Origin of the sequence: Nocardiopsis metallicus (assembly GCF_014201115.1) — a bacterium.
Lineage (GTDB): Bacteria > Actinomycetota > Actinomycetes > Streptosporangiales > Streptosporangiaceae > Nocardiopsis > Nocardiopsis metallicus.
The window spans coordinates 2,988,401-3,001,607 of sequence record NZ_JACHDO010000001.1 but is presented as its reverse complement, the minus strand read 5'-3'; the positions used below and the strand labels follow the sequence as shown (position 1 = coordinate 3,001,607).

At 66.5% G+C, this 13,207-nt stretch carries 15 protein-coding genes; 12 read left to right on the top strand and 3 right to left on the bottom strand.

Annotated features, from left to right (window positions below; translation table 11 throughout):
- Window positions 1-22: 22 nt before the first annotated feature.
- A complete protein-coding gene (locus HNR07_RS12995; RefSeq protein ID WP_184365212.1) occupies window positions 23-859 on the bottom strand; it encodes an ABC transporter permease in 837 nt (278 codons plus the stop codon).
- Window positions 859-1,797: an ABC transporter ATP-binding protein gene (locus HNR07_RS12990; RefSeq protein ID WP_184365211.1), complete on the bottom strand. Its 939-nt coding sequence runs from the start codon at window positions 1,795-1,797 to the stop codon at window positions 859-861. The genes HNR07_RS12995 and HNR07_RS12990 overlap by 1 nt, the downstream gene beginning before the upstream one ends.
- A 463-nt stretch (window positions 1,798-2,260) precedes the next feature.
- Here HNR07_RS12990 and HNR07_RS12985 point away from each other — a divergent pair, with 463 nt between their 5' ends.
- The 8 genes from HNR07_RS12985 to HNR07_RS12950 are packed head-to-tail and all read left to right on the top strand — an operon-like array spanning window position 2,261 to window position 8,947.
- Window positions 2,261-3,052, top strand: coding sequence for a helix-turn-helix transcriptional regulator (locus HNR07_RS12985; RefSeq protein ID WP_221318799.1), 792 nt, complete (start codon window positions 2,261-2,263; stop codon window positions 3,050-3,052).
- A gap of 19 nt (window positions 3,053-3,071) precedes the next feature.
- A complete protein-coding gene (sufB, locus tag HNR07_RS12980; protein ID WP_184365210.1) occupies window positions 3,072-4,484 on the top strand; it encodes a Fe-S cluster assembly protein SufB in 1,413 nt (470 codons plus the stop codon).
- A gap of 1 nt (window position 4,485) precedes the next feature.
- Complete coding sequence (sufD, locus tag HNR07_RS12975) at window positions 4,486-5,646, top strand: Fe-S cluster assembly protein SufD (RefSeq protein WP_184365209.1); 1,161 nt, start codon at window positions 4,486-4,488, stop codon at window positions 5,644-5,646.
- Window positions 5,639-5,974, top strand: coding sequence for a non-heme iron oxygenase ferredoxin subunit (locus HNR07_RS12970; protein WP_017582565.1), 336 nt, complete (start codon window positions 5,639-5,641; stop codon window positions 5,972-5,974). The genes sufD and HNR07_RS12970 overlap by 8 nt, the downstream gene beginning before the upstream one ends.
- Window positions 5,975-5,982: 8 nt before the next feature.
- Window positions 5,983-6,744 carry a Fe-S cluster assembly ATPase SufC gene (gene sufC, locus HNR07_RS12965; RefSeq protein ID WP_184365208.1) on the top strand — a complete coding sequence of 254 codons (762 nt, stop codon included), beginning with the start codon at window positions 5,983-5,985 and terminating at the stop codon, window positions 6,742-6,744.
- Window positions 6,745-6,746: 2 nt separating this feature from the next.
- Window positions 6,747-8,045 carry a cysteine desulfurase gene (locus HNR07_RS12960; RefSeq protein WP_184365207.1) on the top strand — a complete coding sequence of 433 codons (1,299 nt, stop codon included), beginning with the start codon at window positions 6,747-6,749 and terminating at the stop codon, window positions 8,043-8,045.
- 20 nt (window positions 8,046-8,065) lie between these two features.
- Complete coding sequence (sufU, locus tag HNR07_RS12955; protein WP_017582562.1) at window positions 8,066-8,539, top strand: Fe-S cluster assembly sulfur transfer protein SufU; 474 nt, start codon at window positions 8,066-8,068, stop codon at window positions 8,537-8,539.
- Window positions 8,540-8,947 carry a metal-sulfur cluster assembly factor gene (locus HNR07_RS12950; RefSeq protein WP_184365206.1) on the top strand — a complete coding sequence of 136 codons (408 nt, stop codon included), beginning with the start codon at window positions 8,540-8,542 and terminating at the stop codon, window positions 8,945-8,947. It abuts the gene before it with no gap.
- 253 nt (window positions 8,948-9,200) lie between these two features.
- Here HNR07_RS12950 and HNR07_RS12945 read toward each other — a convergent pair whose 3' ends face one another.
- Window positions 9,201-10,376 carry a hypothetical protein gene (locus tag HNR07_RS12945; RefSeq protein WP_184365205.1) on the bottom strand — a complete coding sequence of 392 codons (1,176 nt, stop codon included), beginning with the start codon at window positions 10,374-10,376 and terminating at the stop codon, window positions 9,201-9,203.
- A 341-nt stretch (window positions 10,377-10,717) separates the two neighbouring features.
- On the opposite strand from HNR07_RS12945, the gene HNR07_RS12940 reads away from it, so the two are divergent.
- The 4 genes from HNR07_RS12940 (at window position 10,718) to HNR07_RS34360 (ending at window position 13,198) form a co-directional block, all read left to right on the top strand.
- Complete coding sequence (locus tag HNR07_RS12940) at window positions 10,718-10,900, top strand: helix-turn-helix transcriptional regulator (RefSeq protein WP_221318798.1); 183 nt, start codon at window positions 10,718-10,720, stop codon at window positions 10,898-10,900.
- 434 nt (window positions 10,901-11,334) lie between these two features.
- Window positions 11,335-11,766: a hypothetical protein gene (locus tag HNR07_RS12935; protein ID WP_184365203.1), complete on the top strand. Its 432-nt coding sequence runs from the start codon at window positions 11,335-11,337 to the stop codon at window positions 11,764-11,766.
- A gap of 260 nt (window positions 11,767-12,026) precedes the next feature.
- Complete coding sequence (locus HNR07_RS34365; protein ID WP_221318717.1) at window positions 12,027-12,347, top strand: helix-turn-helix domain-containing protein; 321 nt, start codon at window positions 12,027-12,029, stop codon at window positions 12,345-12,347.
- Window positions 12,344-13,198, top strand: a complete 855-nt coding sequence (locus HNR07_RS34360) for an IS3 family transposase (RefSeq protein WP_312893595.1) — start codon at window positions 12,344-12,346, stop codon at window positions 13,196-13,198. Before HNR07_RS34365 ends, HNR07_RS34360 begins: the two co-directional genes overlap by 4 nt.
- The last annotated feature ends 9 nt before the right edge of the window (window positions 13,199-13,207 follow it).

Genomic DNA, 13,207 nt, shown 5'->3' with positions numbered 1-13,207 from the left:
CGGTCACCGCGGACCCGGGCGGTCACTCCCAGCGGAACAGGCGGGAGGCCAGGAAACCGCAGACCGCCGTCCACCCGGCCAGTACCACGAAGACGCCCGGCCCCGGCAGGGCGCCGTGGGCGAGCACGTCGCGCAGACCCGAGCTGAGGGCGGTGATCGGCAGGACCGAGACCGCCTGCTCCATCGGCCCCGGGAAACTGCTGGTGGGGAACAGGACCCCGCCCAGGCCGAGCATCAGCACGTACACCAGGTTGGCTCCGGCCAGGGTCGCCTCGGCGCGCAGGGTGCCCGCCATCAGCAGCGCCAGCGAACTGAACGCCGCGGTGGCCAGCAGTACCAGCGCGAGCACCGCGAGCACGCCGGCCGGTTCCAGGGACGGCGCCCAGCCCAGCAAGAGCGCCACCACGCACAGCACCGTGACCTGGATGGCCTGCACCCCCAGCACGGCGAGGGTCTTGGCGGCGAGCAGCCCGAACCGGGACAGCGGGGTCGCGCCCAGGCGCTTGAGCACCCCGTACCTCCGCTCGAACCCGGTGCCGATGGCCAGGCCGGTGAACGAGGTGGACATGATCGCCAGAGCCAGGACACCGGGAGTCAGCGCGTCCACGCGTGCGCCCTCGCCCACGTCCAGGACGTTGACGAGGCTGAACCCCACCAGGAGCAGGACGGGGATGACCATGGTGAGCAGGAACTGCTCGCCGTGGCGCAGCATGACCCGCAGTTCCATCCCGGCCTGGGCGGCGATCATGCGCCACATCGGGGCGGCACCGGGCGCCGGGATGAACAGGCTCGCGTCGAGGGCGGGTGTCGGGGCGTCGGTGACGGCCGCGCGGGCCGTCCCGGAGGTGTGCTCGGTCATCAGTCGCGCAGTTCCCGGCCTGTGGTTTCGAGGAAGACGTCTTCGAGGGTACGCCGCCGCACGCGCAGGTCCTCCGCCAGCACACCGGAGGAGGCGCACCAGGCGGTGACGGTGGCAAGGAACTCCGGACCCAGGGCGTCGGGCTCGTCGGCGGCCACGGCGTACTCGTGCCGCCCGCCAGCGGCGCTGGCCAGTACGCGGCTCCCGGCCGGCAGGGCCGCTTCCAGGGCCTCGGCGTCCAGCGGGACGTCGGTGTTGAAGCGGACCTCGCGGCGGCCCTCGGTGAGTTCGGCGGGGGTGCCCTCGACCACCACGGCACCGCGGTCGATGATGACCACGTGGTCGGCGAGCCGCTCGGCCTCCTCCATGTAGTGCGTGGTCAGGATCACGGCCACGCCCGCCTCGCGCAGGGTCGAGACCAGGTCCCATGCGGCCATGCGCGCCTGCGGGTCCAGTCCGGCGGTGGGCTCGTCGAGGAAGACCAGTTCGGGGCGGCCGATCACGGCGCAGGCCAGGGACAGGCGCTGCTGCTGGCCGCCGGACAGGCGGCGGAAGGGGGTCTGCGCGGCGGAGGCCAGGCCCAGGCGTTCCAGCAGGACGCCGGGGTCGATCGGGCTGGCGTGGAAGGACGCCATCAGCCGGAGCCACTCGGCGGTGCGGGCCCCCGTGGGCACACCGCCGGACTGCGGCATCACGCCCACGCGGGGCTTGAGCGCGGTGGCGTCGGATACCGGGTCGAGCCCCAGGACCCGCACCTTTCCGCCGTCGGCGTGGCGAAAGCCCTCGCAGATCTCGATGGTGCTGGTCTTGCCCGCGCCGTTGGGGCCGAGCAGGGCGGTCACCGCGCCGCGGCGCGCGGTGAACGTGAGGCCGGTGACGGCCTCGGTGGCGCCGTAGCGCTTGACCAGGTCGACGACCTCGACGGCGGGTGTGTCCATGGGGCCTGAGTTTACGTGCGCCGCGGTGCCGGGCTTCACCGCCCCGCCTCAAGGCGGACAGCCGTGTTCGCGTGTGGACCGAACGCCCTGATCCGGATGAGGTGGAACACGGGGGTTCCTTTTTCTCCGATGGTGGAAGAATGGTGCGCCGTGTCTGGTTGTGATCGGGTGGCGCACGGCTCTGGATGTGCGCGGTCCCGTTCGGATTCCGCTCCGCCGCGCCCGAGTCGCATCACTGCTGCCTCCGCGGGTTCCTCCAACGGAATGGCCGAATGGTGGTACGTCCATCCCGCTGGATGAGAAATCGAAAAGGGTTCGGGCGCCCGCGGCGCAGTTCTCCTGTGTCACGTCCGGATGAACTCCCAGGTTAGGCAAGCCTGACCTTCGTGACGAAGCGCATGAATCCGGGTTTGCCATGGTGGACTTATTTAGGACACACTGATGTTGTCTAAACCAGGAGCCGATGGACGAACGGGAGGGGATCGCTGTGGCCGACATGTCGAGCGCACCCCGACCCCTGAGCGGGCCCGACCACGGAACCCGTGCCCGCGTCGCCCGCCTCATCCTGGAGAAGGGTCCGATCACCGCGTCCTCCCTGGGAGAGCGGCTCGGACTCACCCCGGCGGCGATCCGCCGCCACCTCGACAACCTGACCAGCGAGGGCATGGTCGAAGCCCGCGACGCGCGGCCCACGCACGGCCGCCGCCGCCGGGGCCGCCCCGCCCGCGTCTTCGCCATCACCGAAGCCGGGCGTGACGCCTTCGTCCACGCCTATGACGACCTCGCCTCCAACGCCCTGCGCTTCCTGGCGCAGACCGCTGGTCCCGAGGCCGTCAGCGAATTCGCGCAGAGCCAGGTAGCCGACCTGGAGCGGCGCTACAAGCCCCTGCTGGACGCCGTTCCCCAGGAACAGCGGGTCCGGTTGCTGGCCGAGGCGCTCTCCAACGACGGCTACGCCGCCACCGCGGGCCAGGCGCCCGCGCCCGGAGGCGGCGACCAGCTGTGCCAACACCACTGCCCCGTCGCGCACGTGGCCGCCGAGTTCCCGCAACTCTGTGAGGCCGAGATCGAGGCCTTCGCGCGGCTTCTGGGCACCCCGGTGCGCAGGTTGGCCACCATCGCCCACGGCGACGGTGTGTGCACCACGCACGTCACCCCACGGGGGGACGGGGCGAGCGGGGAGGACGGCACCCCCGCGTCCATGAAGGCCATCCGCCAGCGGGCGGGCGGCTCAGTTCACCAAAAGGACGTCTGAGTCCAGGAGGAGTCCGCGCATGACTTCTGTCGCGCACCCCGAGCTCGAAGGGCTCGGAACATACGAGTACGGCTGGGCCGACTCCGACGCCGCTGGGGCCACGGCCCGCCGCGGCATCAACGAAGACGTTGTTCGGGACATCTCGGACAAGAAGAGCGAGCCGGAGTGGATGACCAAGCTCCGCCTCAAGTCGCTGAAGCTCTTCGACAAGAAGCCCATGCCCGACTGGGGCGCGGACCTGTCCAAGATCGACTTCGACAACATCAAGTACTTCGTGCGGTCCACGGAGAAGCAGGCCACCTCCTGGGAGGACCTGCCCGAGGACATCAAGAACACCTACGACAAGCTGGGCATCCCCGAGGCGGAGAAGCAGCGCCTGGTCTCCGGTGTCGCCGCCCAGTACGAGTCCGAGGTCGTCTACCACCAGATCCGTGAGGACCTGGAGGAGCAGGGCGTCATCTTCCTGGACACCGACACGGCTCTCAAGGAGCACCCGGAGATCTTCGAGGAGTACTTCGGCTCCGTCATCCCGGCCGGTGACAACAAGTTCTCCGCGCTGAACACCGCCGTGTGGAGCGGTGGGTCCTTCATCTACGTTCCCAAGAACGTGCACGTGGAGATCCCGCTCCAGGCCTACTTCCGGATCAACACCGAGAACATGGGCCAGTTCGAGCGGACGCTGATCATCGTCGACGAGGGCGCCTACGTCCACTACGTCGAAGGTTGCACCGCGCCGATCTACAAGTCGGACTCGCTGCACTCCGCGGTCGTCGAGATCATCGTCAAGAAGAACGCGCGCTGCCGTTACACGACCATCCAGAACTGGTCGAACAACGTCTTCAACCTGGTCACCAAGCGCGCCATCGCCGAAGAGGGCGCGACCATGGAGTGGGTCGACGGCAACATCGGCTCCCAGGTCACCATGAAGTACCCGGCCGTCTACCTGATGGGCGAGCACGCCAAGGGTGAGACCCTGTCCATCGCCTTCGCGGGCGAGGGCCAGCACCAGGACACCGGCGCCAAGATGGTGCACTGCGCGCCCAACACCTCTTCCAAGGTCGTCTCCAAGTCGGTGGCGCGCGGCGGCGGCCGCTCCTCCTACCGCGGCCTGATCCAGGTCCAGGAGGGCGCGCACAGCGCCAAGTCCTCGGTCGAGTGTGACGCCCTGCTGATCGACACGATCAGCCGCTCGGACACCTACCCCTACAACGACCTGCGCGAGGACGACACCGAGCTCGCGCACGAGGCCACCGTCTCCAAGGTCAGCGAGGACCAGCTCTTCTACCTGATGAGCCGGGGGATGGGCGAAGAAGAGGCCATGGCCATGGTCGTCCGAGGTTTTGTGGAGCCCATCGCACGGGAGCTCCCGATGGAGTACGCACTGGAGCTCAACCGTCTGATCGAGCTCCAGATGGAAGGATCGGTGGGATAAGTTGACGACCGCGAACACAGAGCCCAAGGCGCACAGTCACGGGCTGGGGCAGATCCCTGTCTCCAAGCTCGACACGCACGGCTCCAAGGACGTGGACGCCTTCCCCGTGCCCAACGGCCGTGAGGAGGAGTGGCGCTTCACCCCGCTGCGCCGCCTCAAGGGCCTGCACGACTGGAAGGGCACCGCCGACGGTACCGACGAGGTCACCGTGGACGCCCCCGAGGGCGTCACCGTCGAGCAGGTCGGCCGGGACGACGAGCGCCTGGGCAAGGCGGGCCTTCCCGTCAACCGCGTCATCGCCCAGGCCTACACCTCCTTCGAGCAGGCCACCGTCGTCACCGTTCCGCAGTCGCTGGCCGCCGACAAGGCGATCCGGATCGACCGCAAGGCGCTCGGCGGTACCGCCTTCGAGCAGCTGGTCATCGACGTCAAGCCGCTGGCCGAGGCCACCGTGATCATCAGCAACACCGGTACCGGTGTGCGCGCGGGCAGCCTCGACGTCCACGTCGGTGAGGGCGCCAAGCTCACCCTGGTCAGCCTCCAGGAGTGGGACCACGACGCCGTCGACGTCAGCCAGCACAACGCGCGCGTGGGCAAGGACGCCAGCCTGAAGTCGATCGTCATCACCCTGGGCGGTGACGTGGTCCGGCTCTCCCCGCGCGTGTCCTACGAGGAGCGCGGCGGCAACGCCGAGCTGTACGGCCTGTACTTCGCCGGCAAGGGCCAGCACCACGAGCACCGCTCGCTGATCGACCACAACGTGTCCAACACCCGCTCCCGGGTGGACTACAAGGGCGCGCTGAGCGGCAAGGACGCTCGCGCGGTGTGGATCGGTGACGTGATCATCGGCGAGGGCACCACCGGTACGGACTCCTACGAGAACAACCGGAACCTCCAGCTCACCGACGACACCCGAGTGGACTCGGTGCCCAACCTGGAGATCTTCACCGGTGAGGTCGCCGGCGCCGGTCACGCCAGCGCCAGCGGTCGTCTCGACGACATCCACCTCTTCTACCTGCGCTCGCGCGGTATCCCGGAGGAGGAGGCCCGCCGCCTCATCATCCGTGGTTACTTCCTGGACATCGTCAACCGCATCGACGACGAGGAACTGCGCGACCACGTTATGGAGAAGGTCGAGCGGAAACTCGCCACGCATGAGTGAGCAGGGCGGTTGGACCAAGGTCGCCGAGCTCGACGAGATCCCCGAGGAGGGGGTCCTGGGGATCGAGACCGACGACGAGACACCCATCGCGCTGGTGCGCACCGAGGGTGAGGTCTACGCGCTGCGGGACGTGTGCTCGCACGCGGAGGTCCGCCTCTCCGAGGGCGAGGTCGAGGACGGCACCATCGAGTGCTGGCTGCACGGCTCCTGCTTCGACCTGAGCTCGGGGGCGCCGATCAACCCGCCCGCCACCCAGCCGGTCCCCACCTACGACGTGAAGATCGACGGCGACGACGTGCTCGTGTCGCTGGATGAGAAGAATTCCTGAGGCCTGAAATGACGAAGTTCGAAATCCGCGGTCTGCGCGCCGACGTCCTCATCAACGAGGACGAGCGGCAGGAGATCCTCAAGGGCGTTGACCTCACCATCAACTCCGGTGAGACCCACGCCATCATGGGCCCGAACGGCTCCGGCAAGTCCACCCTCGCCTACGCGATCGCCGGCCACCCGCGCTACGAGATCACCGAGGGCGAGGTCCTCCTCGACGGCGAGAACATCCTCGAGATGGAGGTGGACGAGCGGGCCCGCGCCGGCGTCTTCCTCGCCATGCAGTACCCGGTCGAGGTTCCGGGCGTGTCCATGTCCAACTTCCTGCGCAGCTCCGTCAGCGCGGTGCGCGGCGAGGCCCCCAAGCTCCGCCAGTTCTCCAAGGAGCTCCAGGGCGCGATGAAGAACCTGTCCATCGACACGTCCTTCGCCGCCCGCGGCGTCAACGAGGGCTTCTCCGGCGGTGAGAAGAAGCGCCACGAGATCCTCCAGCTGGAGCTGCTCAAGCCGAAGATCGCCGTTCTGGACGAGACCGACTCCGGCCTGGACGTCGACGCGCTCAAGGTCGTCTCCGAGGGCATCAACCGCGCCCAGGAGGCCAACGGCCTCGGCGTCATGCTGATTACGCACTACACCCGCATCCTCAAGTACGTGCGGCCCGACTTCGTACACGTCTTCTCCGGCGGCCGCATCGCCGAGTCCGGCGGCTCCGAGCTGGCCGACGTGCTGGAGGCCGAGGGTTACGAGCGGTTCGTGAAGGCGGGCGCGTAACCATGACCCTCCGCGAGCTCGGTCAGCCCGACACTGGCCTGCTCAATGTCGCGGCGATCCGGGAGGACTTCCCGATCCTCTCCCGGACCGTCCGCGACGAGCGTCCGTTGGTGTACCTCGACTCCGGGGCGACCTCGCAGAAACCGCGCCAGGTGCTGGACGCCGAGCGCGAGTTCTACGAACGCCACAACGCGGCGGTGCACCGTGGGGCGCACCAGCTCGCGGAGGAGGCCACCGACGCCTACGAGTCAGCCCGGGAGACCATCGCCCGGTTCATCGGCGCCGACGCCGACGAGGTGGTGTTCACCAAGAACGCCACCGAGGCGGTGAACCTGGTCGCGTACGCGATGAGCAACGCGGCCACGGCCGATGACAAGCTGCGTGGTTTCCAGGTCGGTCCCGGCGACGAGATCGTCGTGACCGAGATGGAGCACCACGCCAACCTCGTGCCCTGGCAGCAGCTGTGCCAGCGCACCGGCGCGACGCTGCGCTGGTTCCCGGTGACCGAGGAGGGCCGACTGGACCTCTCGGGCATCGAGGACCTGGTCAACGAGCGCACCAAGCTGGTGGCCTTCGCGCACCAGTCCAACGTGCTCGGCACCGTGAACCCGGTCGGCGCCATCACCGCCCGGGCCCGCGAGGTCGGCGCGATGGTGCTGCTGGACGCCTGCCAGTCGGTGCCGCACATGCCGGTGGACGTCCGCGAGCTGGACGTCGACTTCCTGGCCTTCTCCGGGCACAAGATGCTCGGTCCCAACGGGATCGGCGTGCTCTGGGGGCGCCGGGAGCTGCTGGCCGCCATGCCGCCGTTCATCAGCGGTGGTTCGATGATCGGAGTGGTGCACATGAGCCACTCCACCTGGGCGGACCCGCCGCAGCGCTTCGAGGCCGGGGTGCCGATGGCCCCGCAGGCCGTCGGTCTGGCCGCGGCCTGTGACTACCTCTCCGAGGTAGGTATGGACCGGGTCGCCGCGCACGAGCACACGCTCACCGAGTACGCCCTCAAGCACGTGGGCGCGATCGAGGGCGTGCGGATCGTGGGCCCGACCGAGGCCGTGGACCGCGGTGGCGCGGTGTCGTTCGTGGTGGACGACATCCACCCGCACGACCTGGGACAGGTCCTGGACGACAAGGGCGTCGAGGTCCGGGTGGGGCACCACTGCGCCTGGCCGCTGCACCGCAAGCTCGGTATCGTCGCGACCACGCGCGCGTCCTTCTACCTCTACAACACGATTGAGGACGTGGACGCGCTCGTGGAGGCCATCCGGGCCGCCCAGAGGTTCTTCGGAACCAGGGCCTAGTACGAGGATTCTGCCTGACCATGCAGTTGGACGCGATGTACCAGGAGATCATCCTGGACCACTATCGGAACCCGCACCACAAGGGGCTGCGGGATCCGCACAACGCCGAGGCGCACCACATCAACCCCACCTGTGGGGACGAGGTGACACTCCGGGTCGCGCTGACCCCCGCACCCGGTTCGGAGCTGGACGAGAAGGCCGTCGTCAGCGATGTCTCCTACGAGGGGATGGGCTGTTCGATCAGCCAGGCCAGCACCTCGGTGCTCACCGACCTCCTGATCGGGAAGTCGGTGGCCGAGGGTATGCAGACCCTGGACGCGTTCACCGAGTTGATGCAGTCCAAGGGCAAGGGCGAGCCGGACGAGGACGTGCTGGAGGACGCCGTGGCGTTCGTCGGCGTGTCCAAGTACCCGGCCCGGATCAAGTGCGCCCTTTTGGGGTGGATGGCCTGGAAGGACGCGGTGTCGCAGTCCTTGGAGAAGGAAGGCGCCTGAATGAGTGACAACGAGACCACGACGACCGACGACAAGGCCGAGAGCGTCGAGTCCGCCGAGACCGCCGACAAGGCCGCGGCCGCCCCGCTCACCCCTGAGCAGGAGGCGCTGGCCGAGGAGATCGGCGAGGCCCTCAAGGACGTGATCGACCCCGAGCTCGGCGTGAACATCGTCGACCTGGGGCTGGTCTACGGGGTGAACCACGACGACACGTCGATCACCCTGGACATGACCCTGACCAGCGCGGCCTGCCCGCTGACCGACGTGATCGAGGACCAGGCCAACAGCGCCCTGGACGAGTTCGAGCGCGAGGTCAAGATCAACTGGGTCTGGATGCCGCCGTGGGGTCCGGACAAGATCACCGACGACGGTCGGGACCAGCTGCGCATGCTGGGCTTCAACGTCTGATCGTCTGGATCACGCTCTCTGGCCTGCATATCCGCAGGTCAGAGAGCTTTTTTCTGCATCGGAACGCCTCGTTCGGACGCTGTCTGGATTGCCATCGAGCATGCCTCGGCTCGATCCGGATGATGTGATCCCCACATAGTGATTCAGTCATCATGTGATTCTAGGGTGACCGGAGGTGCTCCGGGCGGGCGCACGTTACTCACACTGTGCGGGATATTGCGCGGTACTGTGCGGGACTCTCCAGCGGCCGACGCTACTCATCGTCGACCAGCTTGGCTGCCTGGGCGAGGCCGTTGAGGTCGGAGGCATCGGTGTAGTAGAGGTTGGCGACTTTGGTCGAGTGGCCGAACTGGGAGTTGAGTACCGCCTCAGATACCTGACCCACGAAGAACGAGCGCAACGTCGTGCGCCACAAGTGCGAGCGCTGCTCTTCGAACAGTGCGATCCTGGTCGCCTTGGCCATGCGCATGTAGAGCTTCCGGCACACCTCACCGCACCTCTGTCGATGCCAGGGTTTCAGAGGATCCATCGGCGCACCGACGATGAACCCTTCGCCACCCTGCTCATCACGGCGCTTGAGGAGTCGCTCGGTCACCCGTTGATCAAGGACCAGGACGACACGCGGGTGGTCGCCCTTAGCCACGTGCTCCGGTACGTCGATGCTCAGGACCCCGTTGCCGGAAACGTGCGCCATGGACCAGTCGACCAGACGAGCCTCGCTCTGCCGTAGCCCGGTGGTCGCCTGAAGCAGGGTCATGTCGATGCTGGTGCGGAAGGTGGCGACCTGGAGCTCAGGGCGCCATATCCACCCGTGCTTCTTGTGCGAAACCGGCCAGTCGGTGGGATCGGCATCGAGGAGCCACTGCAGCGTGAGCTCGTACTCCTGGCGCATGAGAGCTCGACCCCCGCGCTTCCTCTGCGGCCTCTGAACGCCGGTCAGGTCGGTCAGGCTTGCTTCCGTCACGGGGTTGAAGTCCATCATCCCGTCGCGAACGAGGCGCTTAGCGATGTACTTGTTCCACACCGTGCGGCACGACTTCGCCGTGGACAGGCCGTGCAGCTGGGCGATCTCTGTGAAGGTCTCCTCGAGGGCTCGAGGGGTCGTGCCCGACCCGATGGTGTGCCGGTTGAACCCATGCTGGTGGCGCTTGCCCTTGCTCTTGCACTTCGCGCAGTCTCCGAGGAGGAACCGCAGCCCCGCCTCGTATTTCGCCCGGCTCAGGTCCTCGAGCTTGGCCTTCTCGAGTGCCGGCCGGGTCACCTTGTTGATGTAGTCCGACAGCTGGTCTGACAGACGCCAGGTGCCGCCGCCCGTGCGCAACAGCTCCTCGGCCTTACGCTTCGCCTTGCGCCGGGTCTCACCCTTGGTCGCGCCGTAGGAATCCTTCCGCACCTTGCGTCCATCGCGATGGACCAGCGTCCAGGTCATCCGATACGTACCATCGGCCAGCTGTCTCGGGGTCGAGCGTTCGGCAGTGTGCTCCCCTGGAGCCAGCTTGCTTGTCGTCGCGCGTGTCATTGGGTCAGTGTAAACATCGGCTGCTGTCGCCTCTGCATGGGCCACGCATGACGCATAATCACCAATGAGCGCTTATCTGAATCACGTATAGCTCACTACATGAGTGGTCTATCAATCATGATTCGGATAGACTGTCCGACGTGTGCACCGGAGTGGATCGGTGCCAAAGACGAAAGAGAGAACCTACGATGCCCACTGCAGCGGGTCGGTCCACCACGGGCGGGTCCACCACGAGCCGACGTACGACCTCCGTGAGAATCGACCCTGCTGCCCTGTCTACCGAAGAAGCCGCACACTACACCGGGTTCTCGTATGGAACACTGAAGAAGTGGCGCGTGACCGGTGATGGTCCGGCCTATGTCCGCATCGGATCGCGCGTCGTCTATCTCATCGACGATCTCGACACATGGTTGCGCGAGCACCGCGTCGCTTAACAACACCTCGCCCGCGACATTGACGAAGCCCCTGGCCGCTCTGCTCCGGGGGCTTCCCACATGCCGGGTCGACGCTCGTCGCTGTGTCCGTCAAGGGGAGGGCCGACACGATGACCTGCATCCAGTGCTCCATCAACTTTTGTCTGAGACTGTGAGTGCTCGGCTTACCGCAGATCAGACACAGTGTGAATCCCGATGAACCCCCAGTTCAGTCGAGGATTCTCAGTCAAGCAATGCCCAAGTGGTACAAGTGGTACACGATCTCTGGGGCAATTAGAGCAGCAAGTACTGCCTGTGTCGATAGAGACGGGGGTGGATTAGATAGTCATGTGTATAGTCTTTGGTCCAGCTTTGGCTTCCGGGCGTGGGCGCGAGTCCTGGAGCGATTGCATCAGAGCTGACCCCCGCCACCTCGACAAACAAGGACGAAAACCATGAAGACCCCCAGGGCCGCCGTACGGACCAGGGCCACCGCCGTCAGTGCTGTCCTGGTCGGTCTCAGCCTCTCCCTCACCGCCTGCTCGGGCGGCGGTGTGCTCGACGGCACCTACTACGCCGAGGACGTCAACGGCACGTCCAACCTCGGCCAGCTGGTTGTCGACGGCGACGACGTCACGCACAACGAGTACAAGTGCGACGCGGTCTACACCAAGGCCGACGTCGAGTCGACGGGCCAGTTCAGCGACGACCATTCGCAGATCTCTTGGATCACCATCGGCGACGATCAGCGCAATGAGCGCACCGGGACCGAGACGTTGAGCATGACCGACGATACGATCACTCTCGGCGACACGACCTACGTTCGCGTGGACAGCGACGCCGGCAAGGCCATGCTCGACAAACATCGGGCCGAAGAGTGCGACTGACGCCGCCAGCGACGATGAAGGCCCCGTGAGCGCTGGACTTGAACTGCTCCCTGGAAGTTGGACTGGAAATCCAGTTCCATCGACCAGGGAGCAGTCCCATGAGAGCGAACAGCTCACTCACCCAGGACCAACGCCACCAAGCGATAGCGTTGTTCGAGCAAGGCAGAGCCGATCACGCGGTAGCGGCCTCTCTGGGGGTCTCGCGATGGGCGGTCCGAAGCCTGTACCGACGGTGGCGGATCCACGGCCCGGGAGCGCTGGTGACCAAACAAGCGAAGAAGTCCTACTCCTTCGAGTTCAAGGTCGAGGCGGTGCGCCGCCTCCTGGCGGGCGAGCCCAAGACCGAGCTGGCCAAGGAACTGGAACTGTCCTCACCCAAGCTGCTGGAATCGTGGGTGCGCACCTACCGCACCCAGGGCTCAGAAGGGCTACGCCCCAAGCAGCGAGGACGCCCGCCCAAGAGCGCACCACAAGAGCCAGCCTCAGAGCTGGAACGACTACGCCGTGAGAACGAGCTCCTGCGTGCCCAGAACGCCTACCTGGGAAAAGTGCGGGCCTTGAGGGAACATCCACCAGAGTGAGGGTTCACGCTGTGGTCGCCCTCAAGGCCGAACACCGATTGGACGTGCTGCTGCGGGTTGCTGGGCTGGCCCGCTCCACGTTCTTCTACCACCAGGCCCGACTCCAAACCCCGGATCCCCACGCAGCGCTCAAGGCCCAGATCAGGCAGCTCTTCGACAAGAACAAGGGCCGCTACGGGCACCGCCGGATCCATGACCAGCTCCTCAAGAAGGGGTGGCGGGTAGCGAAGAAGACCGTACTCAAGCTCATGAACCAGCTGGGCCTGGTCTGCCGGGTGCGCCGCAAGAAGCCCTACGGCTCCTACCGGGGCCAGGCGGGCCAGGTGGCGCCGAACCTGCTGGAGCGTGACTTCACCGCGCAGGGGCCGAACCAGAAATGGGTGACCGACGTGAGCGAGTTCGCCGTCGCGGGCCACAAGGTCTACCTGTCACCGGTCATGGACCTGTTCGACCGGCAGATCATCTCCTACACGGCCGCTCTGTCACCGAACCTGGAGTTGACCAACACCTCCTTGCGGGAGGCGTTGAAGACCCTGCCCCCTGGTCAGAGCCCGCTGGTCCACTCCGACCAGGGGTTTCAGTATCAGCACGTGTCCTGGCGGCGGCTGCTCGCCGGGGTCGACGGTCTTCAGTCGATGTCGCGCAAGGGCAACTGTCTGGACAACGCGGTGATCGAGAGTTTCTTCGGTCACCTGAAGGAGGAGTTCTTCACCCACTCCGAGTTCGAGACCGTCGAGGAGTTCACCGCAGGGCTGGATGAGTACATCGCCTGGTTCAACCACGAACGCGTCCATAGCTATCTTGAGGGCCTGAGCCCGGTGCAGTACCGAGCTCAGGCCCTGGCGGCCTAACCTTTAGTT

Bases quoted from the DNA above. Each gene is read 5' to 3' on its own strand.
- HNR07_RS12960 (WP_184365207.1), top strand. From the start codon at position 6,747: ATGACCCTCCGCGAGCTCGGTCAGCCCGACACTGGCCTGCTCAATGTC.
- HNR07_RS12950 (WP_184365206.1), top strand. From the start codon at position 8,540: ATGAGTGACAACGAGACCACGACGACCGACGACAAGGCCGAGAGCGTC.
- HNR07_RS12995 (WP_184365212.1), bottom strand. From the start codon at position 859: ATGACCGAGCACACCTCCGGGACGGCCCGCGCGGCCGTCACCGACGCC.
- sufB (WP_184365210.1), top strand. From the start codon at position 3,072: ATGACTTCTGTCGCGCACCCCGAGCTCGAAGGGCTCGGAACATACGAG.
- HNR07_RS12935 (WP_184365203.1), top strand. From the start codon at position 11,335: ATGAAGACCCCCAGGGCCGCCGTACGGACCAGGGCCACCGCCGTCAGT.
- sufC (WP_184365208.1), top strand. From the start codon at position 5,983: ATGACGAAGTTCGAAATCCGCGGTCTGCGCGCCGACGTCCTCATCAAC.
- HNR07_RS12970 (WP_017582565.1), top strand. From the start codon at position 5,639: ATGAGTGAGCAGGGCGGTTGGACCAAGGTCGCCGAGCTCGACGAGATC.
- sufU (WP_017582562.1), top strand. From the start codon at position 8,066: ATGCAGTTGGACGCGATGTACCAGGAGATCATCCTGGACCACTATCGG.
- HNR07_RS12990 (WP_184365211.1), bottom strand. From the start codon at position 1,797: ATGGACACACCCGCCGTCGAGGTCGTCGACCTGGTCAAGCGCTACGGC.
- HNR07_RS12985 (WP_221318799.1), top strand. From the start codon at position 2,261: ATGGACGAACGGGAGGGGATCGCTGTGGCCGACATGTCGAGCGCACCC.
- HNR07_RS12945 (WP_184365205.1), bottom strand. From the start codon at position 10,376: ATGACCTGGACGCTGGTCCATCGCGATGGACGCAAGGTGCGGAAGGAT.